Annotated in this window: 24 protein-coding genes, 1 tRNA gene and 1 pseudogene; 18 read left to right on the plus strand and 8 right to left on the minus strand. The window is 71.5% G+C overall.

Features of this window, described 5'->3' with window-relative positions:
• Position 1: 1 nt before the first annotated feature.
• Both QDS12_RS14855 and QDS12_RS14860 read right to left on the minus strand, forming a co-directional pair.
• Positions 2-874, minus strand: coding sequence for an ABC transporter permease (locus QDS12_RS14855; protein WP_279880130.1), 873 nt, complete (start codon positions 872-874; stop codon positions 2-4).
• Positions 864-1,691, minus strand: a complete 828-nt coding sequence (locus QDS12_RS14860) for an ABC transporter ATP-binding protein (RefSeq protein WP_279880133.1) — start codon at positions 1,689-1,691, stop codon at positions 864-866. The genes QDS12_RS14855 and QDS12_RS14860 overlap by 11 nt, the downstream gene beginning before the upstream one ends.
• A gap of 133 nt (positions 1,692-1,824) precedes the next feature.
• Here QDS12_RS14860 and QDS12_RS14865 point away from each other — a divergent pair, with 133 nt between their 5' ends.
• Together QDS12_RS14865 and QDS12_RS14870 are read left to right on the plus strand one after the other, a co-directional pair.
• A complete protein-coding gene (locus QDS12_RS14865; RefSeq protein WP_279880135.1) occupies positions 1,825-3,438 on the plus strand; it encodes a sensor histidine kinase in 1,614 nt (537 codons plus the stop codon).
• Positions 3,435-4,100, plus strand: coding sequence for a response regulator (locus tag QDS12_RS14870; protein ID WP_279880137.1), 666 nt, complete (start codon positions 3,435-3,437; stop codon positions 4,098-4,100). Before QDS12_RS14865 ends, QDS12_RS14870 begins: the two co-directional genes overlap by 4 nt.
• Before the next feature lie 24 nt (positions 4,101-4,124).
• Here QDS12_RS14870 and glgX read toward each other — a convergent pair whose 3' ends face one another.
• Positions 4,125-6,269, minus strand: coding sequence for a glycogen debranching protein GlgX (gene glgX, locus QDS12_RS14875; RefSeq protein ID WP_279880139.1), 2,145 nt, complete (start codon positions 6,267-6,269; stop codon positions 4,125-4,127).
• A gap of 90 nt (positions 6,270-6,359) precedes the next feature.
• Here glgX and QDS12_RS14880 point away from each other — a divergent pair, with 90 nt between their 5' ends.
• From QDS12_RS14880 to QDS12_RS14935, 12 genes are all read left to right on the plus strand, one after another.
• Positions 6,360-7,136 carry an enoyl-CoA hydratase-related protein gene (locus QDS12_RS14880; protein ID WP_279880142.1) on the plus strand — a complete coding sequence of 259 codons (777 nt, stop codon included), beginning with the start codon at positions 6,360-6,362 and terminating at the stop codon, positions 7,134-7,136.
• Positions 7,137-7,174: 38 nt separating this feature from the next.
• A complete protein-coding gene (locus QDS12_RS14885; RefSeq protein WP_279880145.1) occupies positions 7,175-7,486 on the plus strand; it encodes a hypothetical protein in 312 nt (103 codons plus the stop codon).
• Positions 7,487-7,646: 160 nt separating this feature from the next.
• Positions 7,647-8,459 (plus strand): electron transfer flavoprotein subunit beta/FixA family protein, encoded by an 813-nt coding sequence (locus tag QDS12_RS14890; protein ID WP_279880147.1) that lies wholly within the window; start codon positions 7,647-7,649, stop codon positions 8,457-8,459.
• 28 nt (positions 8,460-8,487) lie between these two features.
• Positions 8,488-9,465: an electron transfer flavoprotein subunit alpha/FixB family protein gene (locus tag QDS12_RS14895; protein ID WP_279880148.1), complete on the plus strand. Its 978-nt coding sequence runs from the start codon at positions 8,488-8,490 to the stop codon at positions 9,463-9,465.
• Positions 9,466-9,691: 226 nt separating this feature from the next.
• The gene (locus QDS12_RS14900; RefSeq protein WP_279880149.1) at positions 9,692-11,035 is read left to right on the plus strand and encodes a phospholipase D-like domain-containing protein; all 1,344 of its coding nucleotides are present in this window, start codon (positions 9,692-9,694) and stop codon (positions 11,033-11,035) included.
• A 49-nt stretch (positions 11,036-11,084) separates the two neighbouring features.
• Complete coding sequence (locus QDS12_RS14905) at positions 11,085-12,428, plus strand: phospholipase D-like domain-containing protein (RefSeq protein ID WP_279880150.1); 1,344 nt, start codon at positions 11,085-11,087, stop codon at positions 12,426-12,428.
• A gap of 42 nt (positions 12,429-12,470) precedes the next feature.
• On the plus strand, positions 12,471-13,745 hold the full coding sequence (locus tag QDS12_RS14910) for a glutamate-5-semialdehyde dehydrogenase (protein WP_279880151.1): 1,275 nt from the start codon (positions 12,471-12,473) through the stop codon (positions 13,743-13,745).
• Positions 13,746-13,774: 29 nt separating this feature from the next.
• Positions 13,775-13,924 (plus strand): hypothetical protein, encoded by a 150-nt coding sequence (locus QDS12_RS14915; RefSeq protein ID WP_279880152.1) that lies wholly within the window; start codon positions 13,775-13,777, stop codon positions 13,922-13,924.
• A gap of 13 nt (positions 13,925-13,937) precedes the next feature.
• Positions 13,938-14,564, plus strand: coding sequence for a nicotinate-nucleotide adenylyltransferase (nadD, locus tag QDS12_RS14920; protein WP_279880154.1), 627 nt, complete (start codon positions 13,938-13,940; stop codon positions 14,562-14,564).
• 64 nt (positions 14,565-14,628) lie between these two features.
• Entirely contained in the window at positions 14,629-15,006 is a 378-nt protein-coding gene (rsfS, locus tag QDS12_RS14925) for a ribosome silencing factor (RefSeq protein ID WP_279880157.1), read from the plus strand.
• Positions 14,996-15,607, plus strand: coding sequence for a histidine phosphatase family protein (locus tag QDS12_RS14930; protein WP_279880160.1), 612 nt, complete (start codon positions 14,996-14,998; stop codon positions 15,605-15,607). Before rsfS ends, QDS12_RS14930 begins: the two co-directional genes overlap by 11 nt.
• Before the next feature lie 66 nt (positions 15,608-15,673).
• Positions 15,674-15,746, plus strand: a tRNA-Ala gene (locus QDS12_RS14935).
• A gap of 81 nt (positions 15,747-15,827) precedes the next feature.
• Here QDS12_RS14935 and QDS12_RS14940 read toward each other — a convergent pair.
• Positions 15,828-16,469, minus strand: coding sequence for a phosphatase PAP2 family protein (locus tag QDS12_RS14940; RefSeq protein ID WP_279880162.1), 642 nt, complete (start codon positions 16,467-16,469; stop codon positions 15,828-15,830).
• A gap of 123 nt (positions 16,470-16,592) precedes the next feature.
• Here QDS12_RS14940 and mptB point away from each other — a divergent pair, with 123 nt between their 5' ends.
• The 3 genes from mptB (at position 16,593) to QDS12_RS14955 (ending at position 19,435) form a co-directional block, all read left to right on the plus strand.
• Complete coding sequence (mptB, locus tag QDS12_RS14945) at positions 16,593-18,032, plus strand: polyprenol phosphomannose-dependent alpha 1,6 mannosyltransferase MptB (RefSeq protein ID WP_279880164.1); 1,440 nt, start codon at positions 16,593-16,595, stop codon at positions 18,030-18,032.
• 112 nt (positions 18,033-18,144) lie between these two features.
• On the plus strand, positions 18,145-18,522 hold the full coding sequence (locus QDS12_RS14950) for a hotdog domain-containing protein (RefSeq protein WP_279880166.1): 378 nt from the start codon (positions 18,145-18,147) through the stop codon (positions 18,520-18,522).
• 16 nt (positions 18,523-18,538) lie between these two features.
• Complete coding sequence (locus QDS12_RS14955) at positions 18,539-19,435, plus strand: NAD(P)H-binding protein (protein WP_279880168.1); 897 nt, start codon at positions 18,539-18,541, stop codon at positions 19,433-19,435.
• Here the strand turns inward: QDS12_RS14955 and QDS12_RS14960 are convergent.
• On the minus strand, positions 19,432-20,127 hold the full coding sequence (locus tag QDS12_RS14960; protein WP_279880170.1) for a CPBP family intramembrane glutamic endopeptidase: 696 nt from the start codon (positions 20,125-20,127) through the stop codon (positions 19,432-19,434). The two genes, QDS12_RS14955 and QDS12_RS14960, sit on opposite strands and share 4 nt — an antisense overlap.
• Positions 20,128-20,203: 76 nt before the next feature.
• Here QDS12_RS14960 and QDS12_RS14965 point away from each other — a divergent pair, with 76 nt between their 5' ends.
• Entirely contained in the window at positions 20,204-20,671 is a 468-nt protein-coding gene (locus tag QDS12_RS14965; protein WP_279880173.1) for a DUF1360 domain-containing protein, read from the plus strand.
• 19 nt (positions 20,672-20,690) lie between these two features.
• On the opposite strand, the gene QDS12_RS14970 is transcribed toward QDS12_RS14965, so the two are convergent.
• The 3 genes and pseudogenes from QDS12_RS14970 to rimK form a co-directional block, all read right to left on the minus strand.
• Positions 20,691-21,353 carry a response regulator transcription factor gene (locus tag QDS12_RS14970; RefSeq protein ID WP_279880175.1) on the minus strand — a complete coding sequence of 221 codons (663 nt, stop codon included), beginning with the start codon at positions 21,351-21,353 and terminating at the stop codon, positions 20,691-20,693.
• Complete coding sequence (locus QDS12_RS14975; protein ID WP_279880177.1) at positions 21,350-22,117, minus strand: sensor histidine kinase; 768 nt, start codon at positions 22,115-22,117, stop codon at positions 21,350-21,352. Before QDS12_RS14975 ends, QDS12_RS14970 begins: the two co-directional genes overlap by 4 nt.
• Before the next feature lie 438 nt (positions 22,118-22,555).
• Positions 22,556-23,416 (minus strand): annotated as a pseudogene (gene rimK, locus QDS12_RS14980) (30S ribosomal protein S6--L-glutamate ligase); the annotation flags it as partial.
• Between the last annotated feature and the right edge of the window lie 48 nt (positions 23,417-23,464).

The raw sequence follows: 23,464 nt of genomic DNA on the forward strand, positions 1-23,464 counted from the left end.
GTCAGACGCCGGCGGAGGCGGTGTGGGATGGCGGTCGCCAGGAGGTCAGCCGGACCTCGAGCTGGGTGATCAGCCACTCGGCGACGAGGGCGAGCACGGTGGTGATGAGCATTCCGGCGTAGATGCCGGCCGCGTCGAAGTTGCCCTGGGCGTGGTTGATGAGCAGGCCGAGGCCCTTGTCAGCGCCGGTGAACTCGCCGACGATCGCGCCGATCAGCGCGAAGCCGAAGGCGACGTGCATGCTCGCGAGGATCCAGGAGGTCGCGCTGGGCAGGATGACCGAGCGCATCAGCTGCCAGCGGCTGGCGCCCAGGATGCGGGAGTTGTCGACCAGCACCCGGTCGACCTCCCGGGCTCCCTGGAAGGAGTTGAAGAAGACGGCGAAGAACACCAGCACGAACGCGGTCGCGACCTTCGACGACATGCCCAGGCCGAACCAGATGACGAACAGCGAGGCCAGCACGATGCGGGGGATCGCGTTGGCGCCCTTGATGAACGGCGCGAGCACGTCGGCGATGAAGCGGCTACGGCCGAGCACCACGCCGAGCACCACGCCCGCGAGGGTGCCGATGACGAAGCCGAGGACGGCCTCCTCGAGCGTGGCGGCGATGTTGGTCCAGATCGAGCCCTGGGAGGTGCCCTCGGTGAACCAGTCGACGAGGCGCTGCCACACCTTGCTCGGCATCGAGTAGTAGAAGGGGTCGATCACGGTGCGCGCGGCGAGCTCCCAGGAGCCCAGCCACACGACGACGAGCGCGACCCGGACGGCGTACGTACCCCAGGGGCGGCGACGCCCGGCGCGCTTCCTCGTCATGGTCGGCGGCTTCGCGCGGCCCGCCTCGGTGACGACGGGGGTGATGGTGTCATGCGACACGGGAGGCTCCTCTTGCTCGGGTGATCTCGACTTCCTCGCGCAGGCTGTCCCAGATGCGCTTGTAGAGCTCGATGAAGTCAGGCGTCAGCCGGATCTCCTCGGCGCTGCGCGGGCGCGGCAGGTCGACGCTGACGATGTCCTTGACGGTGGCGGGGCCGGCGGTCATGACGACGACCCGGTCGGCCAGCGTGATCGCCTCGGTCAGGTCGTGGGTGACGAAGACGCAGGCGGCGCCGGTGCCCGACCACAGGCCGAGGAGCTCGTCCTGCATGAGCTCGCGGGTCTGCACGTCGAGCGCGCCGAACGGCTCGTCGAGCAGCAGCACCGACGGCTCGGTGATGAGCGACTGCGCCATCGCGACGCGCTTGCGCATGCCGCCTGAGAGCTGGTGGGGGTAGCGGTCCTCGAAGCCGGCGAGGCCGACGCGCTGGATCCACGCGCGAGCCCGCTCGTCGGCGTCGCGTCGGGCGACGCCGCGGTAGCGCAGGCCGAGGGCCACGTTGTCGAGCACGTTCTTCCAGGGCAGCACGGCGTCGGCCTGGAACATGTAGCCGACGCCGTCCGGGATGCCGGTCACGGGCTGCCCGGCGACCTCGACGGTGCCCTCGGAGGCGGGCTCGAGGCCGGAGACGAGCGAGAGCGTGGTCGACTTGCCGCACCCGGTGGGGCCGACGATCGAGACGAACTCGCCGGCCGCGACGTCGAGCGTGACGTCGCGGATCGCGGTGAACGGGGTGCCGTCCTTGGTGCCGAACCGTTTCGTGGCCCCGTTCAGCGAGATCGCCGGGCGGGAGCCGGTGGAGTGGATCTGGGTCATGGCGGAGGACCGTAGGAGCCGTGTGACAGCGGTCACCAGACTTGCGCCGGTTGTGCCCGAACCCGACACAAACAACGTTCTGCGCGTTCTGCTCATCGCGGTCCGGGATGGTGACCGTCGTTACACTCCCGTGGTGATCAGGACGCGTCGGCTGGCTCTCGGGACGCAGGCGGTGGTGGCACTCGCCGTCCTCCTCAGCGTCGTCGTGCTGCTGTCGCTCGGCGTCTCGGCCGCGGTGGTCAGGCACGACCTCGAGACGCAGTACGAGCAGCGCGCCCTGGCGATCGCGCGCAGCGTCGCCGCGCTTCCCGGTCTCGGCCGACAGGTCGCCACGGCCACGCCCACGCCGGACGGTGCGGTGGAGCTCGAGGCGGAGGGCGTACGTCGCCGGACCGGCGCGCTCTACGTCGTCGTGACCGATGCGCAAGGCATCCGCTTCAGCCACCCGACGCTCGGCAACATCGGCCGACCGGTGAGCACCAGCCCGGACGCGGCGCTGTCCGGGCGCGAGGTCGTCACCGTCGAGCAGGGCACACTCGGCTACTCCGCGCGGGGCAAGGTGCCGCTGCGCGATGACAGCGGCCGGATCGTCGGCGAGGTCAGCGTCGGCATCGCCATGTCCGAGGTCGCTCACCAGGCCGGCACGCTCACCGCGATACTCGGCGTGATCGCCCTCGGTGCGCTTGCTCTGGGGCTGCTCGGCGCGCTCACCCTCGCCCGGCGGCTGCGCCGGACGACCCTGGGCCTCCAGCCGGAGGAGATGGCCGACCTCGTGCGCGAGCACGTCGCCGTTCTCGGCGGCGTCCGCGACGGCGTCGTCGCCGTCGACGGTCGAGGGCGGGTCACGGTCAGCAACCCCGAGGCTCGTCGGCTGCTCGGGAGCGAGCTGACGACCGGCGTACGGCTCTGCGACACGAGCGTCGCGCCCGAGTCGCTGGCGCTGTTCGAGGAGGAGCCCGCGCCGTCCGGAGCGCTGCGGCTCCTCGGCGGCCGCGTCGTCGTCGTGACGCGGCTCCCCGTCCAGCGCGGCCAGCGGGACCTCGGCACGGTGCTGATCCTCCGGGACAGGACCGACCTGGACGAGATGGCGGGGGAGCTCGAGGCGACCCGAGCCCTCACCGACGCGCTGCGGGCGCAGGCGCACGAGCACAACAACCGGCTGCACGCGCTCATGGGGATGCTGCACCGCGGGGACGTCGACGCCGCGAGCAGCTATCTCACGGGCCTGAGCGACGCCGGCACGTGGCTCAGCGGCGTCGACGACCCCTACTTGGCCGGCCTGCTCGCGGCGAAGTCGGCGACCGCCTCGGAGGCGGGCGTGCTGCTGCGCGTCTCCGACGGGACGTGGCTCGACCGCCGCGTCGCCCACCCGCTCGACACGGTGACGGTCGTCGGCAACCTCATCGACAACGGCATCGGGGCCGCCGCCCGCGGCGACCGGCTGCCACGCAGCGTCGACGTCACCCTCCTGGCCGACGGGCCCGACCTGCTGGTGCACGTGGTGGACAGCGGCGCGGGAGTTGCGGCGGAGCACGCCGAGCAGGTCTTCCAGCGGGGGTTCACCACGCGCGAGGGCGACGGCACCGGCCATGGCCTCGGGCTGGCGCTCGCCCGGCACACCGCGCGGGCCCACGGTGGCGACGTGCGCCTCGTCAGCCGTCGTGGCCCCGACAGCGGCGCCGCGTTCGAGGCTCGCCTCGCCGGCGTCCTCAACCCGTCGACCCCGGTGGCGGGGGAGCGGCGGTGACGATCCGTGTCCTCGTGGTCGACGACGACTTCCGGGTGGCCGGGCTCCACGCGTCGTACGTCGGCTCGGTGCCGGACTTCGAGGTGGTCGGCAGCGCGCACACGGCCGCCGACGCGCTCCGGCTCGCCGAGGAGCTCGCGCCGGACCTGGTCCTGCTCGACGAGTACCTGCCCGACGGCAGCGGCTCCGCGCTCGTCGGGCGGCTGGGTGCGGCGGTGATCATGGTGAGTGCCGCCGCCGACGCCGGCGTGGTCCGCCGGGCCGTCGCCGCGGGCGCGCTCAACTACGTCCTCAAACCGTTCCCGCCGTCCGAGCTCGCCGACCGGCTCCAGGCATTCCGCCGGTTCTGGCTGATGCTCGAGGCCGGCACGCACGTCGACCAGACGGCCGTCGACCGCGCGCTCCAGGCGGTCCGGTCGGGCGACTCACCGGTCGCCACCGTCCGCAAGGGCCGCTCGCCGGTGACGTCCGAGTCGATCGCCGACGTGCTGCGCCGGGCCCGTGAGGCGGTCACGGCGCTCGAGGTGGCCGAGGCGACGGGCGTCTCGCGCGCCACCGCGCAGCGCTACCTCTCCGACCTCGCGCGGGACGGCCGGGTGCGTCTGACGCTGCGCTACGGGACGACCGGACGGCCAGAGCACCGCTTCGAGTGGGTCGGCTGACCGGCTGACCGACCGGCTGGAGGGTCAGAGGCCGTTGAGGCTCCGGACGACGAGCATGGTCCGCGCGCCGAGGGTGAGGTCCTCACCCGCCTTGACGTGGGTGCCGGCCGGGATCGCGTCGTCGGTGGAGACGACCACCTCGCCGCGCTGCACCCACTCGTTCTCCGGCAGGGTGATCTCGAGCGGCTCGGCCGACGCGTTGCACCAGAGGACGAACGAGCTGTCGATGAGCTGCTCGCCGCACGGGCCCGGCTCGCGCAGCGGTGCACCGGACAGGAACGTCCCGATCCCGCGGAGCGACGTGTCGGCCCAGTCGGCGTCGGTCATCTCGCGCCCGCTCGCGTGCAGCCAGGACAGGTCCCTCGGGCCGCCGGCGATGGTGGGGGAGCCCTCGAACCAGTGCCGCTGCCGCAGCGCCGTGTGCTCCCGGCGCAGGCGCAGCGCCGTCTTGGTGATCTCGTAGAGGTCGAGCCACGCGTCGTCCGGCCGCCAGTCGATCCAGGAGATCTCGTTGTCCTGGCAGTAGGGATTGTTGTTGCCACCCTGGGTGCGGCCGCGCTCGTCGCCGGCCGTAATCATCGGGACGCCGTTGGACAGGCAGAGGGTGAGCATCAGGTTGGCGGCCTGGCGTCGCCGCAGCGCGACGACCTCGGGGTCGTCGGTCTCGCCCTCGACGCCGTGGTTCCACGAGCGGTTGTTGTCGGACCCGTCGCGGTTGTCCTCGCCGTTGGCCTCGTTGTGCTTGTGGTCGTAGGAGACCAGGTCGCGCAGCGTGAACCCGTCGTGGGCGGTGATGAAGTTGACCGAGTTGTACGCCGAGCGGCCGTCGTCGGCATAGAGGTCGGAGGAGCCCGCCAGCCGCGTGGCGACGGTGCGCACCCCGTCGGCGTGGCCGCGCCAGAAGTCGCGGATGGTGTCGCGGAACTGGTCGTTCCACTCCACCCACGGTGGCGGCATCCGGCCGACCAGGTAGCCGTCCATCGAGACGTCCCACGGCTCGGCGATGAGCTTCACGTGGCGCAGCACGGGGTCCTGGCCGATCGCGATCAGGAGGGCGCAGTGGAAGTCGATGTCAGTGCCGGTGCGGGTGAGGGCCGACATCAGGTCGAAGCGGAACCCGTCGACGTGCATCTCGGTGACCCAGTAACGCAGCGAGTCGAGGATGAGCCGCAGCGCCAGGTCGTCCCAGGTGTCGACGGTGTTGCCGCACCCGGTGACGTCCCAGTAGGTGTCGTCGAACCCGTTCCCCGGCACGCGCTTGTAGAAGCCCTTGTCGTCCAGCCCGCGGAAGGAGAGCGTCGGCCCCTTCGGACCCGCCTCGGCGGTGTGGTTGTAGACGACGTCGAGGATGACCTCGATGCCGGCGCGGTGGAGCGCCTTCACCATCTCCTTGAACTCGGTGACCTGCTGGCCGCGGTCGCCGGAGGAGCAGTACGACGCCTCGGGGGCGAAGAACGACATCGTGTTGTAGCCCCAGTAGTTCACCATGCCGCGCTCGAGCACGGCCGGCTCGGTGAAGAACTGGTGGACCGGCAGCAGCTCGACGGCCGTCACCCCGAGGTCGCGCAGGTAGTCGACCACGGCGGGGGTCGCGAGGCCGGCGTACGTGCCGCGCAGGTGCTCCGGGACGCGGTCGTGCAGCTTGGTGAAGCCCTTGACGTGCAGCTCGTAGATCACGGTGTCGCGCCACCGCCGCTTCATGGGCGAGTCTCCCTCCCAGTCGAAGGAGGGGTCGACGACGACGGAGCGGGCCGTGACCGGCGCCGAGTCGCTGGTGTCCATCTCGTCGGGCGCGTCCCAGCGGTAGCCGAACAACGCCGGCGCGTTCTCGATCGTGCCGGACGTGGCCAGGCCGAAGGGGTCGAGCAGCAGCTTGTTGACGTTGAACCGGTGTCCGGCGGCCGGGTCCCATGGCCCGTCGGCGCGGTAGCCGTAGCGGGTGCCGGGCGCGATGTCGGGCAGCGCGCCGTGCCAGATGCCGAGGGACTGCTGGGTGAGCTGGTGGCGCGACTCGCCGCCCTCGTCGTCGAAGAGGCAGAGCCACATCGCGGTGGCGTTGGGCGCATAGACAGCGAAGTTGGTCGAGGCCTCGGTCCACGTCGCGCCGAGGGGCCAGTTGCGCCCCGGCCACACGCTCGCCGTCTCTCCCATCTGGGTCCACTGAACCATCCGACCATTGTGACCGACGGCCGCCTCGCTCGTTGTTTCGGTGACCACTAGGGTCGAGGTGCTCAGCGGGAAGAGAGACGGGAGTCGCAGATGGAGTTCGTCCGCCTCGAGGTCGAGGACGGCGTCGGCACGATCCGGCTGGACCGGCCGAAGATGAACGCGATCAGCTTCCAGGTGCAGGCCGAGCTGCGCGCGGTCGCCGAGGAGGCCGCCGCGCGCGAGGACGTCAAGGCGGTCGTCATCTACGGCGGCGAGCGGCTCTTCGCGGCGGGCAACGACGTCAAGGAGATGGCCGACCTGTCCTTCGCGGACATGGTCGCTGCCGGCGACTCCGTCCAGGCGGCGACCACCGCGATCGCCCGGATCCCGAAGCCGGTCGTGGCCGCGGTGACCGGCTACGCCCTCGGCGGCGGCTGCGAGCTCGCGCTCGCTGCCGACCTCCGTATCGCCGCCGACGACGCGACCCTCGGGCAGCCCGAGTTGCTGCTCGGTCTGATCCCTGGTGCCGGCGGCACCCAGCGGCTGGCCCGCCTGGTCGGACCCAGCCGCGCGAAGGACCTGATCTTCACCGGCCGCTTCGTCCCGGCCGCCGAGGCGCTCGCGATCGGCCTGGTCGACCGGGTCGTCCCGGCCGCCGACGTCTACTCCGAGGCGGTCGCGTGGGCGAAGCAGTTCACGACGGCGGCGTCCTATGCCCTGCGGGCGGCGAAGGAGGCCATCGACCAGGGCCTCGAGGTCGACCTCGCCACCGGGCTGGAGATCGAGAAGGTCAGGTTCGCCGCCGTCTTCGGCACCGAGGACGCCCGGACCGGGATGGCCTCGTTCGTGGAGAGCGGGCCCGGCCAGGCCGTGTTCAAGGGCCGATGAGCGGCGTGGCCGGTACGACGAGAGGCACCCTGGACCGGGTGCGCAGCGCCGTCGCCCACGCGGTCTGGGTGATCTGCTCGATCGCGGCGCTGTTCCTCGCGCTGGGCGCCCTCTTCATCGCGTTCGGGGCGAACACGGACAACGCCCTGGTGAAGTTCGTGCTCGACGTCGCCGACCGGCTCGACCTGGGCGTCTTCGACCGCGACGACGGTGTCAAGCAGTGGACCTCCGACAACGCCGACACCAAGAACGCACTGTTCAACTGGGGCATCGGTGCTCTGGTCTGGTTGGTCGCCGGTCGGATCCTCGACCGGTTGATCCGCCCCTCGGAACCCGCTGCGAGCCGTTGACAGGGCTGTGACATTCTCAACGCTGTCTCCGGATACCGCGCTAAGTGACTCGGCGGTAACCTGACCGTCACGTGAGCGTGCCTCACCGGCACACCCGCATCCCGTTGCCTGACAGGCACAGACCTCATTGCACAGGAGGGGCCGCACCGGCCGTACCACCATGAACATTGTTGTCCTCGTGAAGTACGTCCCCGACGCAACCGCGGACCGGCGGTTCGAGCAGGACTTCACCGTCGACCGCGTCGAGGTCGACGGCCTGCTCTCCGAGCTGGACGAGTACGCCGTCGAGCAGGCGCTCCAGATCAAGGAGAAGCGCTCGGCCGGCGAGGGTGCTGAGGAGATCGAGGTGACCGCCCTGACAGTCGGCCCCGAGAAGGCCGTCGACGCGGTCCGCAAGGCGCTGCAGATGGGTGCCGACAAGGGCGTCCACGTCGTCGACGACGCGATCGCCGGCTCCGACTACCTCGCGACCTCTCTCGTGCTCGCCAAGGCGGTCGAGAAGCTGGGCGCCGAGAAGAAGGTCGACCTGGTCGTCACCGGCATGGCCTCGACCGACGCCTCGGGCGCGGTCGTCCCGGTCATGCTGGCCGAGCGTCTCGACCTGCCGCAGGTGACCCTCGCCTCCGTCGTCGAGACCCAGGGCGACCAGGTCCGCATCAAGCGCGACACCGACGCCGCGACCGAGGTCGTCGGCGCCAGCATGCCGCTGGTCCTCTCGGTCACCGACCAGTCCGGTGAGGCGCGCTACCCGTCGTTCAAGGGCATCATGGCCGCGAAGAAGAAGCCGCTCGAGACGTGGTCGCTGGGCGACCTGGGCGTCGACGCCGGCCAGGTCGGCCTCGACGCGGCGTACACGGCCGTCGAGGACGCCACCGCCCGCCCGCCGCGCACCGCCGGTGAGATCGTCAAGGACGAGGACGGCTCGGGCGCCAAGGCGCTCGCCGACTTCCTCGCCTCGAAGAAGTTCATCTGAGCCGGGCGCGGAAGAAGAGGAGATAGACATGTCTGAAGTTCTCGTCCTGGTCGACTTCCAGAACGGCGCGGTCAAGAAGCCGACGTTCGAGCTGCTCACCCTCGCCAAGCGGCTCGGCGAGCCGTCGGCCGTCTTCATCGGTGCTGCCGGTGACCCGAGCGTGGTGGGGGGCGTGGCCGAGGCCGTGAAGAAGTACGGAGCCGAGAAGCTCTACGTCATCGACGACGCGCAGATCAAGGGCTACCTGGTCGCCCCCAAGGCCGAGGCGCTGCAGCAGCTCGCCGAGAAGGTCTCTGCCGATTCTGGGGGCCTGGCCGCGATCCTGATCCCGTCGGGCGCCGAGACCAAGGAGATCGCCGCCCGTCTGGCGGTCAAGCTCGACTCCGGCCTGATCACCGACGCGGTGGACATCGCGGACGGCGGGGTCGTGACCCAGTCGGTCTTCGCCGGCAACTACACGCTGACCGGCAAGGTCACCAAGGGCACCCCGATCATCACGGTCAAGCCCAACTCGGCCGCCCCCGAGGAGGCTGCCGGCGCCGGCGCCGTCGAGGAGTTCGCGGTGACGATCTCCGACGCCGCCAAGACCGCGCAGATCGTCGCGACCCAGCCGCGTCAGGCGACCGGTCGCCCCGAGCTGACCGAGGCCGCGATCATCGTCTCCGGCGGCCGTGGCACCGGCGGTGACTTCTCGGCCGTCGAGGCGCTCGCCGACGAGCTCGGTGCCGCGGTCGGCGCCTCCCGCGCGGCTGTCGACTCGGGCTGGAAGCCGCACAGCTTCCAGGTCGGCCAGACCGGCAAGACCGTCTCGCCGCAGCTCTACGTCGCCAACGGCATCTCCGGCGCCATCCAGCACCGGGCCGGCATGCAGACCTCCAAGACGATCGTGGCCGTCAACAAGGACGAAGAGGCTCCGATCTTCGAGCTGGTCGACTTCGGCGTGGTGGGCGACCTCCACACGGTGCTGCCGGCGCTCACCGAGGCGGTCAAGCAGCGCAAGGGCTGATCCACGACGCGTGCGACACGCCGACGAGCCCCGGGCCCACCTGGCCCGGGGCTCGTCCCGTTTGGGGCACGCTTTACTTTGACTGGGTCCACGGTCCCATGTGACTGTGGTCGCCGACACGGCCGGTCTCGACTCAAGCGTCGGCCACCGGGCCCAGTTCGACAGATGGTCTGCCCGACGTACGGGCCGGATGAAATGGGGTGCGGCAGTGCGACGATCGCCGATCGTGACAGCGGCCGGAGTCTGCCTCGCGGTGCTGGTGGCGCTCCTGTCGCCGGCCGTCGAGGTCTCGGGGAGCCATCCCGCCGCGCGGGCATCGGCGGCCGTCGATCCCTGTGCGCCGCGAGGCGGGGCGCTCCCGGCCAACTGCGTCGCCTGGCTGCCCGGGTGGCGGCCGCGGCTGGGCCCGGTCTTCAACGACCCGCTCGCCGGCTCGAAGCGCCAGAAGGCGATCGTCACGCGGCTGATCCACGCGATCAACCACTCGCCGCGGGGCTCCTACATCAGGATCGCGGTCTACTCCTTCGACCGTGCCGACGTCCTGTCCGCACTGCGCCGCGCCCGCAAGCGGGGTGTCAACGTCCAGGTCATCGTCAACAAGTCGGTGATGTCGAGCGGCGTGCGGAGCCTGCAGAAGCAGCTCCGCAAGAACCCCAACCGCAAGAACTTCGTCATCGCCTGCGACGGCCGCTGCCGCATGAAGGGCGACGGCGGCAACATGCACGCCAAGGTCTACACGTTCAGCCGGGCCGGCGGTGCGCGCTACCTCGTCATCACCGGGTCGGGGAACCTGACGTCCAAGGGCGTCTACCGGCAGTGGAACGACAGCTACGCCGTCGCCAACGACAAGAAGCTGTTCGACACCTGGAACGTCATGTTCAACCAGATGGCGCACCAGAAGCGCACCGGCGCTCGGCGGCTGAGCTACACGACGACCACCGGTGGCTACAACTACACGTTCCAGCGCTCGCTCGCGTCCCAGAACAACGAGGTCGCCACGTCCGAGACGAGCACGAGCCGATACGTCGCGAGCGCCGACCCCGCGTGGAAGCGGATCCAGCAGGTCTCCTGCGCCGCGCCGCGAGGGTTCGGGATCGGCGGCCACACGGTCATCCGGATCGCGATGTACGGCATGTTCAAGAACCGCGGCGAGGCGCTCGCGAAGGCCCTCGTGCGCAAGAAGAAGCAGGGCTGCGACGTCAAGATCATCATGAGCGTGCCCGGCGGGCACACCTACAAGATCATGCAGCGCGCCGGCATCCCGCTGCGTAGCGGCGACTGGGAGTTCGCCGAGCGGAACGCGGACGAGGAGGACGGCATCTCCGGTTGGGGTCCGCGCTTCTACTCGCACCTGAAGTTCATGGCCATCAACGGCAGGTACGCCGGCCACGCGACCCGCACGGTCTGGACCGGCTCGGAGAACTGGGACACGCTCTCGTTCGCCAACGAGGAGGTCGTCCTCACCATCAACGATGCCTCCGTCTACCGCTCCTACATCGACAAGTGGAACGGGATGTGGAAGGGGCGCGCGACCCACAAGATGGGCACGCAGCCGCTCAACGCCCCGTAGAATCACCGGGCTTGGGCCTTCGGGACAACTGAAATAGACGGGCGAGAACATGGGGCAGAGGGTGCGGCGCTTGCTGGTCGCCGGGATCGTGGCGGCGACGGGCACGCTGGCAGCGGCGACGGTCGGTGTCGTCGACACGGCGGCCGGGCCACAGGCAGCGGCCGCGACGGCCGCCGCACCGGTGCTGCTGCCGCCGCTGCCGGGCTGGAAGCCGCGGCTCGGCCCGATCTTCAACGACCCGGGCCGCAAGGGCTCGAAGGCGATCGTCAACCGCGTGCTCGCCGCGATCAACCACACGCCCAAGGGCGAGACGATCCGCATGGCGACGTACTCCTTCGACCGGTCGGACGTGGCCTCGGCGCTGCTCAGGGCGCGCAAGCGCGGCGTCCACGTCCAGGTGATCGTCAACGAGCGCACCGCGTCGGGCGTCGTCTACTCCCTGCAACGTGCCCTGGGCAAGAAGCCCCGCTACAAGAACTTCGTCGTCACCTGCCCCGGCCGCTGCCGCGCCCCGGGCGACGGCGGCAACCAGCACCTCAAGATCTACAGCTTCACCCGCACCGGCGGTGCGCGCGACGTCATCATCGGCAGCTCGGGCAACATGACGTCCAAGGCGGTCTACCGCCAGTGGAACGACTCGTGGGCGATCGCCTACGACCCGAAGATCTTCGCCACGTGGGTCGGCTTCTTCAACCAGATGAAGATGCAGCGCCAGACCGGTGCACGGGTCGTGACGGCCTCGCAGCCCGCCGTCAAGAGCCCGTACTCGATCTGGCTGCAGCGCACCACCACCGCGGCGGCCCAGGCCCCGGTCGCGCGCACCGCCGCGCAGGACCCCGTCGTCCGGCGCATCCGCGACGTCGGCTGCCGCACCCGCGCCGGCTTCGGTACCGGCGACGGCCGCACGGTGGTCCGGATCATGGAGTACGCGCTCTACGGCACCCGCGGCAACCAGATCGCCAGCGCGATCGCCGCCCTCAAGCGCGGCGGCTGCGACGTGATGGTCATCGGCAGCGTCTTCAGCAAGCAGGCGGTCGGGATCATGCAGCGGGCCGGCGTCCCGGTCCGCATGGCCGACTGGAGCTTCGCCAAGCGCGTGCCCGAGGAGGAGGACGGCCTCGTCGGCTGGGGCCCGCGCTTCTACGCCCACTACAAGGCGATGATCGTCAGCGGCGCCTTCAGGAACGAGGCGACGGGGGAGTACGAGGCGACGAAGTCGGTGTGGACAGGCTCCGAGAACTGGAGCGGCATCTCGTTCGCCAACGAGGAGGTCGTCGTCCGGTTCAGCGACCCGAACTACTACCGGGCCTACTACCAGCAGTTCGGCAAGCTCTGGGCCGGCCGCGCGACGCACAAGGCGGGCGTCGAGCCCATCACCAACCCGCCGGCCTGATACGCGGGTGAGTGGGGCGCGCGAGCGCCCTAGGCTGAGAGCATGACCGAGACCGTCACGCCCGAGGCCGCCGTGCGCTCCGTCGCGCTCCGTGCACGTGAGGCGAGCTATGAGCTCGCGCTCGCGACCCGCGCGGCCAAGGACGCCGCTCTGCACGCCATGGCCGAGGCCCTGCTCGCCCGTGCGACCGAGGTCATCGCCGCCAACGCGGAGGACGTGGCCCGCGCGGAGAGCGGCGGTACGCCGGCCAGCCTGCCCGCCAACCTCGTCGACCGGCTCCGGCTCACCGACGATCGGCTCGCCGGCATGGCCCAGGGCCTGCGCGACGTCGCCGCCCTGCCCGACCCCGTCGGCGAGGTCGTCCGGGGCTCGACGCTCGCCAACGGTCTCGAGCTGCGCCAGGTGCGCGTCCCGTTCGGCGTCGTCGGCATGATCTACGAGGCGCGCCCCAACGTCACCGCCGACGCCGCGGGGCTGTGCCTGAAGTCCGGCAACGCCGCGCTGCTGCGCGGCTCCTCCAGCGCCCGCTCGTCCAACGCCGCCATCGCTGCCGTGCTCCGCGACGCGGTCGCGTCGACGGGTCTGCCGGCCGACGCCGTCCAGCTGGTGCCCGGGGACGGCCACGACTCGGTGCGCGCCCTGATGCGCGCCCGCGGTCTCGTCGACGTCCTCATCCCGCGCGGCGGAGCCGGCCTGATCCGCAGCGTCGTCGAGGAGTCGACCGTCCCTGTCATCGAGACGGGCGTCGGTAACGTGCACGTCTACGTCGATGCTGCGGCCGACCTCGACAAGGCCCTCGCCATCGTCCTCAACGCCAAGACCTCCCGCACCAGCGTGTGCAACAGCGCCGAGTCGCTGCTCGTGCACGCCGCCGTGGCGGGGGAGTTCCTCCCGCGGGTGGTGAAGGCGCTGCAGGCGGAGTCGGTCACCATCCACGGCGACGACACGTTCGGCGTCTACGAGGGCGTGCTGCCCGCGACCGACGAGGACTGGGCGACCGAGTACCTCGCGCTCGACATCGCGGCGGCCGTCGTCCCCGACCTGGACGCGGCCATCGCGCACATCAGGCGCTGGTCGAGCGGACACACGGAGGCCATCGTCACCGAGGACCTGACCGCCGCGCGGCGCTTCACCGCCGCCGTCGACTCGGCCGCGGTGATGGTGAACGCGTCGACCCGGTTCACCGACGGCGGCGAGTTCGGCTTCGGCGCGGAGATCGGGATCAGCACCCAGAAGCTGCACGCGCGTGGGCCGATGGGGCTGCCGGAGCTGACCTCCACCAAGTACGTCGTCACGGGGGACGGCCACGTCAGGTGACCGGAGGGGCTACCGGTAGGGTGTCGCCCATGGTCAACACCCTCGTCCTGCGCGCTGCCGAGGCCGCCGAGCACTCCGAGAAGGTCAACCACTGGGTCGTCGGTGCGGTCGCGCTCGTCATCCTGCTGGCCCTGATGGGCATCCTGCTCGCCTTCGCCGGTGGCCGCGAGCACTCCTGATCCGCTTCCGCGGATGGCTGACCAGCCGCGTCGACGCCGCGTCGGCGTCATGGGCGGCACCTTCGACCCGATCCACCACGGCCACCTCGTCGCCGCCTCGGAGGTGCAGGGGGTCTTCGACCTCGACGAGGTCGTCTTCGTGCCGACCGGCGCGCCCTGGCAGAAGGCGTCCCGAGAGGTCTCGCCGGCCGAGCACCGCTACCTGATGACGGTGATCGCGACCGCCGCCAACCCGCGGTTCACGGTGAGTCGCGTCGACATCGACCGCGGCGGGCCGACGTACACGATCGACACGCTGCGCGACATCAAGGACTCCCGTCCTGACGACGAGCTCTTCTTCATCACCGGGGCCGACGCGCTGACCGAGATCTTCACCTGGCGCAACGCCGACCAGCTCTTCGAGCTGGCGCAGTTCATCGGCTGCACCCGACCCGGGTACACGATGGACACCGACCTGTTCGACCGCATCCCGGCCGACCGGGTCACCGTGCTGGAGATCCCCGCGCTGGCGATCTCCTCGACCGACTGTCGTGAGAGGCACAGCCGCGGGGAACCGATCTGGTATCTCGTGCCCGACGGCGTGGTGCAGTACATCGGCAAGCACGCCCTCTACCCGAACCGTCCGGAAGTCACCGCATGATCACCCCACTCGATTCGTCGCTCCCCCGCTCCGCTCCTCCGCGAACAATCGATCGGGGACTCCGATGACGGCCACCGACCACGCTCTCGAGCTCGTCACCGCCGCCGCCCGCGCGGCGTCCGACAAGCTCGCACAGCAGATCATCGCCTTCGACGTCAGTGAGCAGCTGGCGATCACCGATGCCTTCGTGCTCGCCTCCGCGTCCAACGACCGCCAGGTCCGTGCCATCGTCGACGAGGTGGAGGAGAAGCTGCGCGCCCTCGGCGCGAAGCCGATCCGCCGCGAGGGCGAGCGCGACGGACGCTGGGTGCTCATCGACTACGGCGACGTGGTCGTGCACGTGCAGCACGAGGAGGAGCGGCAGTTCTACGCGCTCGAACGGCTCTGGCGCGACTGCCCGACGATCGCGCTGCCCGCCGACGTCGTCTCGCATGAGCGCTGAGGCGCTGCGACGGCTCCTGCTCCTGCGCCACGGCGAGACGCCGTGGAACGCGGAGCTGCGCTGGCAGGGCCAGACCGACATCGAGCTGAGCGAGACGGGGCACCTGCAGGCCAAGGGCGCCGCCACGGTGCTGGCCGGCTACGAGCCGGTCGCGCTCTGGTGCTCCGACCTGGCCCGCGCCGCGCAGACGGCGGCGTACGTCGCCGAGCTGACCGGGCTCCCGGCCCGCCCCGACGCGCGGCTGCGGGAGACGTCCGCCGGTGAGGTCGAGGGCCTGACCGCCGACGAGATCCTCGTCCGGTTCGGCACGACCCGGCCCGAGCTCGGCGCCGTCGGCGGCGAGTCCGCCGATGTCGTCGCCGACCGGGTCGCCGGGGCGCTGCGCGAGGCCGGTGCCGCACTCGCGCCGGGGGAGACCGCTGTCGTCGTGTCGCACGGCACGGCGATCCGCCACGGGCTCTCGCGGCTGGTCGGCTGGCCGGTAAGCGCGGACGGGGCGCTGGGCGTCCTGGCGAACTGCGGCTGGGCCGAGCTGGTCTCCGAGGCCCCGGACGGGCCCTGGCGACTCACCACCTACAACCGGCAGACCCCGATTTCGTGATCGTCTGAGCCGTCCGCTAATGTTCTCGTCGTTGCCCGGGGCTGATCAAACCGGGACAACGCCATTGGGGCTGTGGCGCAGCTGGTAGCGCATCTGCATGGCATGCAGAGGGTCAGGGGTTCGAGTCCCCTCAGCTCCACCGATCGGATCGGCGGTCTTCCTGCGGAAACGCGGGGAGACCGCCGTTCTGCATCTCGGCTGACGGCGGCCCCGGCGGGCGCTACTGGATCGGCTGCGGCTGAGCCGGCGGCGAGCTGGTCAGCAGCGGGCGCAGCGGCGTCCGCGCCAGCACGGCCACGAGCCGGGTCACCACGGGCGCGACGACGAGGTAGGACAACCAGGCGATGGCCGCGCCGACCAGGAGCCCGGTCACGACGTCCAGCGGGAAGTGCGCGCCGACGTACACGCGGGTGAACGCCATCGCCAGGGCGAGGAGGAGCGTGATGAGTCCGAGTCGCCGGTGGGCCAGCATCACGCCGGCGGTCGCGGCGCCCGCCATCACCGCGTGGTCGCTCGGGAACGAGTAGTCGGAGCTGCGCGCGACGAGGACGAGCGTGTGCGGCAACACGGTGTAGGGCCGCGGTTCGGCGAAGCCGGCCACGAGGAACTGGTTCACGCCGACGGCCACCAGCACGCCGATCGGCGCCCACAGCGCGGCGGCCATCCGGCGCAGGTCTCCGTCGCGCCGGACCAGCCACCACGAGAGGAGGAGCAGCCCGGCGAACAGGCCCACGCCGTACACCGCGTAGAGCCGCGCCGGTGCGTGCAGCCACGGCGTCGTCCGCGCCAGGTGGTTGACCGACTCGAACCAGCCCTTCTGGAGGGAGCCCCACACCACCGTTCCGTCGCTCGTCCAGCTCACTTCCGTTCCTCCTCCGTCGTGCCGATGGGCGACGGTAGGCGGGTCACGATGAAGGGGGCATGAAGCCTCCTCGGGGCCGACGACCTTCATCTGGCGCTCATCCTGCGCTCCTAGCGTGGGCCCATGCCTCGAGCGGGGATCGTGGTGAGCGGTCGCCTGTGGGTGCCCTGCGGCCTGGTCGGAGCGGCCTGCATGACCGCCGGCGGACTGGCCTACGCGGGCATGCCGCACGGCGGGCGGGTCGCGAGCCTGGACGCACTGCGCGACTTCCGAGCCTGGAACGCCGGCGAGCGCTGGGGTCTGGGGCTCTGTGTCATGGGCGTCCTCCTCCTCACCGCCGCCTGGCTGATGCTGGGGGCCGCCGTCCGCACCGGCACGGTGGGCGTCGCGGGCGTCAACCGGGCGACGCTGCTGTGGACCGTGCCGCTGCTCGTCGCGCCACCCCTCTTCAGCGGAGACGCCTGGAGCTACGCCGCGGACGGGGTCCTCGCCGGCCGTGGCCTGTCGCCGTACGTCGTCCCGCCGGCCGTGCTGCACGGCCCGATCGTCCAGGCGGTGTGCCAGTGCTGGCGGCACACGCCGGCGCCGTACGGCCCGGTGCCGCTCGTCTGGGGCGCCGCTCTGAGCCATCTGACGTCCAGCCCCTGGTTGCTCATGTTCGGCTACCGGATGCTCGCCGTGGTCGGGCTCGGCCTGCTGATGGTCGTGGCGCCGCGGCTGGCGCACCTGGCGGGGTGCCGGCCGGCGCAGGCGTCGTGGCTCGCCGTCGCGAGCCCGTTCGTCCTCGCCAACGGCGTCGGCGGCGCCCACGTCGACCTGCTGCTCGCGGGGCTCGTGTGTGCGGCCCTCCTGCTCGCGATGTCACGCGGATGGGTGGCCGGCGCGCTGCTGGTCGGGCTGGCGACGGCGGTCAAGGCCCCGGCCGTCGTGGCCGGCCTCGGCGTGGTGCTGCTGGCCGCCCGCTCGGGCCGCCTCCGCGACCGGCTCAGGTCGGGCGTGGGCGTCGGCGGCATCGCGCTGGCCACGGTCGTCGGGATCGGAGTCTTCAGCGGCCTCGGCGTCGGCTGGGTCGGCACGATGCACGTCGCCGTCGGGCTGCACACGCCGCTCTCGCTGCCGTTCGACGCCGGGCGGCTGCTGCGCTGGGTGCACGACTCCGACGCGGCGTCGATGGCCGACACGGTCGGGATCGGCCTGCTCCTCGTCGGCTGCGCGCTGCTGCTCGCCCTGGCGCCGGTGCGGGAGCGGCGCGCCTCGCTCACCGCGACCGGAGTCGCGATGCTGCTGACGACCGTGCTGAGCCCGGTGACCAACTACTGGTACTTCCTCTGGTGCCTGCCGCTGCTCGCCTGCTGCCGCCTGCCCGAGCGGGCGCGGCGGTGCCTGGTCGCCCTGGTCGCGGTGCTCGGCGTACTCGCTCCGCTCGACCCGAGCCTGCACCTCCGCGACGCGTGGATGGTCATCATCGGCTCGGTCGTCGCGGCCCTTGCGATCGCGCTCGCGTGGAGTAGGGACGGCCGCCTGGCGACCCCTGGCCGACCGGCGGGAACGGGTTTACTCTGAGCTGGCTCGCGTGGGTGAGGGGCGGTCAGCAGCGCCCCTTCAGAGGCACGTCTGGGGAGGCGTCGTGGTCGGACGGAAGACCGACGCTGAGACGGCTCCGGGAGGCACGTCGGTGTCGGCGACAGCCCGACTCGAGTTCGAGGTGACCGGCGACGACACAGCCCGGGCGCTGATGTCCGGCGACCTGGAGGTCCTGGCCACGCCACGTCTCGTGGCGTGGCTCGAGGCGGCGACGTGCGCTGCGGTCCGTGACCGGCTCCCGGAGGGTGAGACCACGGTGGGGACGTCGGTCGAGATCGACCACGTCACGGCCTCGCCCGTCGGTGCCTGGGTCGTGGCCACCGCCGACCTGACGGGGGCCACCGGCGGCACCCTGCTCTTCGAGGTCGAGGCTGTCGACCGCGCCAGCGGGGAGGTGCTCGGTCGCGGATCGATCACCCGGGCGGTCGTCGACCGGGAGCGGTTCCTCGCGCGGTGGGCGCGAGGCTGATCGGGTACGAGGGACCGTGCACGAGGGCCTCACCGTCCTGGTGACCGGTGCGACCGGCTTCGTCGGGAGTCGTCTCGTGCCGGCCCTCCAGGACACCGGACACCGGGTCATGGCGATGACGCGCCGGCCCGGGTCCTACGACGGTCCCGGCGAGCCGGTGGGCGGGGACGTCCACGACCCTGGGACGTTGGCGGAGGCGGTGGCGGACGCCGACGTGGCCGTCTACCTCGTCCACTCGCTGGGGGACGCCGACTTCGAGCGTCGCGACGCCGCGGCGGCCAGGAACTTCGGGCTCGCCGCCGCTGCCGCGGGCGTGCGCCAGATCGTCTACCTCGGCGGCCTGGGCGGCGAGGGAGGCCAGCTCTCGCCGCACCTGCGGTCCCGGCGCGAGGTCGAGCAGCTGCTCGCGCAGTCGGGCGTCCCGCTGACGGTGCTCCGCGCCGCCATCGTCGTCGGAGCCGGCGGCATCTCGTGGGAGATCACCCGGCAGCTGGTGAAGAACCTGCCCGCGATGGTCGTCCCGCGCTGGGCATCGACCCGGACGCAGCCGATCGCGATCGACGACGTCGTGCGCTACCTCGTCGGTGTCGTCGGCAACGACGCCGCCCTGGGCCGGGTCCTCGAGATCGGCGGGGCCGACCGGCTCACCTACCTCGAGATGCTGCAACAGGCCGCCGAGGTGATCGAGGGCCGGCGGGTCCCCATCGCGCCGGTGCCGGTGCTGACCCCGCGCCTGTCGTCGTACTGGATCTCGCTGGTCACCGATGTCGACCCGACCACCGGTCGGAACCTCATCGACTCGATGTCGACCGAGGTCGTGCAGGAGGATCTGGCGATCCGCGAGCTGGTGCCGGGGGAGCCGCTGACCTACCGGGAGGCGGTCCGGCGCGCGGTGGAGGCCGGGGGCGGCTAGGCGAAGAGCGGCGGCAGGGCGAGCAGCACGGTCAGCGACCAGGTGACGTGGGTGAGCACGGGCGCGAGGATGCCGCCCGACGCACGGCGCTCCAGGCCGACCACGACGCCCAGGACCGCGGCGGCGCCGGCCAGCATCACGTTACCGGTCGCGAGCGTCACCAGGGTGTAGGCGAGCGTGGTCCACAGCACCGGACGGCGCGTGACCGCGGCGTAGAGCGCACCTCGGAAGAAGAGCTCCTCGGCGACGCCGTTGACGGCGGTGATGACGACGAGCACCGGCAAGGACCCCTGGTCGGCGTAGTCGAGGACGCCGGCGACGCGCCCACCGAGGTAGGGCAGCTCGCGCACGACGAGCGCACCGAGCACGAAGACGCCAGCCAGCGCCAGGCCGAGAGCCACCGGTGACACGGTGGGCCGGACGAGCCCGGTCCGCAGGCCGATCCGGCCCAGGTGCAGCGGCCCCGACGCGAACGCGCCGACGACCCAGACCGCGGCGAGCGCGAGCGTGGCCGGGTAGAACGACGGGCTGCCGGGTTCGATCCGCAGCGACAGGCCGAGGGCGACGGCGCCGACGATCGCGAACGCGCTGGTCACCCACTGGCGGCGGCGCAGCGCTCGTGGCGCTTCCCGGTGGTCGCGGGGAACGACCTCCCACAGCGACCGGCGCAACCAGGTGCGGATCGGTCCCATGGGGGCTGACGGTAGCGACACACCGGATCGGGTACCCGCGCACGAACGCCAACCTGACCACCCGGATCGGAGACCCATGAGCGACAGCCCCCACCAGCACCACCGGATCGTCGGCTACCTGACGGCGATGTCGGTGTTCGGGTCGTTCGTCGGCCTCGCCGTCGGTGTCGGCCGCGCCCGCGGGGACAGCCTGCCGGCGTCGTACCGTCTCGAGGACGTCGCGCTCGGCGCGCTCGCGACGCACAAGTTCGCCCGTCTGCTCACCAAGGACGGCGTGACCACGCCGCTGCGGGCGCCGTTCACCGAGTTCAAGGGCAATGCCGGTTCCGCCGAGGTCAACGAGGAGCCGCGGCACGAGCCGGGGAAGCACGTCGTCGGCGAGATGCTGTCCTGCCCGTTCTGCGTCACCCCCTGGATCGCGACCGGGTACGTCGCGACGCTGGCGATCTCGCCGCGGTTGGCCCGCGCCTGGGCGGCCGTCTTCGGCATCGTCGGCGGTTCCGACTTCCTCCAGCAGGCCTACGGCCGGATCCGCGAGGACTGACGGGCACGGCAGAAGGCGGTCAGGCCCTCCGCGAGGCGACCAGCCCGGACTGGTAGGCGAACACCACGAGCTGTGCCCGGTCCCGCGCGCCGAGCTTGGTCATCGCCCGGCTGACGTGGGTCTTCGCGGTCATCGGGCTCAGCACCATCCGCTCGGCGATCTCGTCGTTGCTCAGGCCGTGCGCGACGAGCCCGACGACCTCGCGCTCCCGGCTCGTGAGCAGGTCGAGGTCGGCGCCGGGGAGCACGTCCGCGGGCCGCGCCGCGAACTCGCTGATCAGCCGCCGAGTGACGGCGGGGGAGAGCAGGGCGTCCCCGCGGACGGTCACGCGGAGCGCCTGCAGCAGGTCGTCGGGCTCGGTGTCCTTCACGACGAAGCCGGCGGCGCCGGCGCGGAGGGAGTTGAAGACGTACTCGTCGAGCCCGTAGTTGGTCAGCATCACGACGCGTACGTCGACCAGCCGCTCGTCGGTCGCGATCTGCCGGGTCGCCTCGATGCCGTCGGCGATCGGCATCTGGACGTCCATCAGCACGATGTCCGGGCGGTGCTCGACCGCGAGTGCGACGGCCTCGAGGCCGTTGGCCCCCTCCGCGACGACCTCGATGTCCTCCTCGCCGTCGAGCAACGCCTTGATCCCGGTGCGGATCAGCGGCTGGTCGTCGACCAGGACGACCCTGATCACCGGACGCCGTCCACCGGCAGGTCGGCGAGCACAGAGAAGCCCTGCGCGGCGCCCGGGCCCGCCTGCAGGCGACCGCCCAGCGCCGTGACCCGCTCCCGCATGCCGATCAGGCCGTAGCCGGGCACCGGCGGCTGGCCGGACCCGGTGCCGTCGTCGTCGACGCGGACGGTGAGGACCCGGTCGCCGTAGGTGAGCTCGACCAGGGCGGTGGCATCGCCGGCGTGGCGGGTGATGTTGGTGAGCGCCTCCTGGACGACGCGGTAGGCCGCGCGGTCGACGTCGGGTGGCAGCGGGCGCTCGTCCCCCCGCACGACGAGCGTCGTCGGCAGGCCGGACGACCGCGCCCGCTCGACCAGCCTCGGGAGCCGGTCGAGACCGCTGCTGCCGTTGTCGTCCTCGTGGCGGAGGACGTCGAGCGTCGAGCGCAGCTCGCGCACCGCGTCGCTGCTCGCCTCCTGGATCGCGAGCAGCGCGTCCGACGGGTCCTCGCCGTTCTTGCGGGCCAGGTGGGTCGCGACGCCGGCCTGCACCTTGATCACCGAGATGCTGTGGGTGAGTGAGTCGTGCAGCTCGCGGGCGATCCGGAGGCGCTCCTCCATCGCGCGGCGGCGGGCGACCTCGTCGCGGGTGCGCTCGGCCTCCTCGGCGCGCCGCTCGACCTCGCGGACGTGCGCGTGCCACTCGACGAAGGCGATCACGCCCACCGCCGCCGAGACCACCCAGCCCGCGGCGTAGAACCTCCGCCATTGGCGATCAGTGCGCATGGCCCGAGCCTAGGGCCGTTCGGCGTGCGCCGCGTCCCTCCGAGGGAGTAGCCGGCGGCTACTCCCGGCGCGGTAGCCGACCGCTCCGCGACCGACCGGCCCGCCTGCCTACTCCTCGGGGATCGGGTGCTTCGGCAGCTTCTTGACCCGCGGTCGACGCTTCGGCCGCTCGGGGATCATCGAGCGCATCTCCTCGAGCCTGCCCCAGCACAGCAGCCGGTCCTCGGCCTCGAGGACCTGCCGGAACGACGGGTTCGGGATGACCGCCGAGCCCCGGTGCAGCGTGAGGACGGTGATGTCCCGCTCGCGGAGCCCGGAGTCGCCCAGGCTGCAGCCGACCAGGTCTGCGTCGCCGTGGACGACGAGCTCGGCGACGCCGTACCCGGTGGACACGGCCAGCCGCTCGCGGACGTCGATCTGCGGGAACGCGACCTGGTTGTCGATGTAGTCGACGATCGCGCCGGCGACGTCGAGCTTGGTGGCGGTCTCGATGCCCTCGAGTCCGGGGGAGGAGTTCACCTCCATGACGAGCGGACCCGCGTCGCTCTCGAGCAGGTCGACACCGGCGACCTTGAGGCCCATGATCTGGGCGGCGCGCACGGCGGTGCGCTCGAACTCCGGGTCGACGTCCACCTTCTCCACCGATCCGCCGCGGTGCACGTTGGAGCGGAACTCGTCGCCCTGGGCGATGCGGCGCATGGCGGCCACGACGCGGTCGCCGACGACGAGGGCCCGCACGTCTCGGCCCTTGGACTCCTTGACGAAGCTCTGGATCAGGACGTTCTGCCGGGTCGACTGCAGCGTCTCGATGATCGCCTCGGCCACCTTGATCGACGGCGCCAGGATCACGCCGATGCCCTGGGTCCCCTCCAGCAGCTTGATGACGACCGGCGCGCCGCCGACCCGCTCGATCGCCGGGATCACGTCCGCCCGGTTGCGCACGAACGTCGTCGGCGGCATGGCGATCCCGTGCCGCGACAGGATCTGCATCGCGCGCAGCTTGTCGCGCGAGTTGGAGATGCCGCTGGCCGTGCTGGGCGTGTAGACGTCCATCTGCTCGAACTGCCGCACGACGGCGGTGCCGTAGTAGGTGATCGAGTTCCCGATGCGCGGGATGATCGCGTCGTACTGCGAGAGCCGCTTGCCGCGGAACTGCAGGTCGGGCTCGTTGTCGGTGAGGTCGATCGCGAAGCGCAGGGTGTCGAGGACCTTGACGGTGTGCCCCCGATCGGCGGCGGCGGCGCGGAGTCGTTGGGTGCTGTAGGCCCGCGGCGCGCGCGAGAGGATTGCCAGCTTCACGGGGGGATCCTGCTTGGATAGGGGACGTGTCCGGCACTCATCTAACCA

Source organism: Nocardioides sp. CER19, from assembly GCF_029846275.1.
In the GTDB taxonomy this organism is placed as follows: Bacteria; Actinomycetota; Actinomycetes; order Propionibacteriales; family Nocardioidaceae; genus Nocardioides.

What these genes read in the sequence shown, in the direction of transcription:
- QDS12_RS14965 (WP_279880173.1), top strand. Translation starts at nt 20,204, where the DNA reads ATGAGCGACAGCCCCCACCAGCACCACCGGATCGTCGGCTACCTGACG.
- QDS12_RS14890 (WP_279880147.1), top strand. Translation starts at nt 7,647, where the DNA reads ATGAACATTGTTGTCCTCGTGAAGTACGTCCCCGACGCAACCGCGGAC.
- QDS12_RS14905 (WP_279880150.1), top strand. Translation starts at nt 11,085, where the DNA reads ATGGGGCAGAGGGTGCGGCGCTTGCTGGTCGCCGGGATCGTGGCGGCG.
- glgX (WP_279880139.1), bottom strand. Translation starts at nt 6,269, where the DNA reads ATGGTTCAGTGGACCCAGATGGGAGAGACGGCGAGCGTGTGGCCGGGG.
- nadD (WP_279880154.1), top strand. Translation starts at nt 13,938, where the DNA reads ATGGCTGACCAGCCGCGTCGACGCCGCGTCGGCGTCATGGGCGGCACC.
- QDS12_RS14860 (WP_279880133.1), bottom strand. Translation starts at nt 1,691, where the DNA reads ATGACCCAGATCCACTCCACCGGCTCCCGCCCGGCGATCTCGCTGAAC.
- QDS12_RS14930 (WP_279880160.1), top strand. Translation starts at nt 14,996, where the DNA reads ATGAGCGCTGAGGCGCTGCGACGGCTCCTGCTCCTGCGCCACGGCGAG.
- mptB (WP_279880164.1), top strand. Translation starts at nt 16,593, where the DNA reads ATGCCTCGAGCGGGGATCGTGGTGAGCGGTCGCCTGTGGGTGCCCTGC.
- QDS12_RS14960 (WP_279880170.1), bottom strand. Translation starts at nt 20,127, where the DNA reads ATGGGACCGATCCGCACCTGGTTGCGCCGGTCGCTGTGGGAGGTCGTT.
- QDS12_RS14915 (WP_279880152.1), top strand. Translation starts at nt 13,775, where the DNA reads ATGGTCAACACCCTCGTCCTGCGCGCTGCCGAGGCCGCCGAGCACTCC.
- QDS12_RS14910 (WP_279880151.1), top strand. Translation starts at nt 12,471, where the DNA reads ATGACCGAGACCGTCACGCCCGAGGCCGCCGTGCGCTCCGTCGCGCTC.
- QDS12_RS14895 (WP_279880148.1), top strand. Translation starts at nt 8,488, where the DNA reads ATGTCTGAAGTTCTCGTCCTGGTCGACTTCCAGAACGGCGCGGTCAAG.
- QDS12_RS14880 (WP_279880142.1), top strand. Translation starts at nt 6,360, where the DNA reads ATGGAGTTCGTCCGCCTCGAGGTCGAGGACGGCGTCGGCACGATCCGG.
- QDS12_RS14975 (WP_279880177.1), bottom strand. Translation starts at nt 22,117, where the DNA reads ATGCGCACTGATCGCCAATGGCGGAGGTTCTACGCCGCGGGCTGGGTG.
- rsfS (WP_279880157.1), top strand. Translation starts at nt 14,629, where the DNA reads ATGACGGCCACCGACCACGCTCTCGAGCTCGTCACCGCCGCCGCCCGC.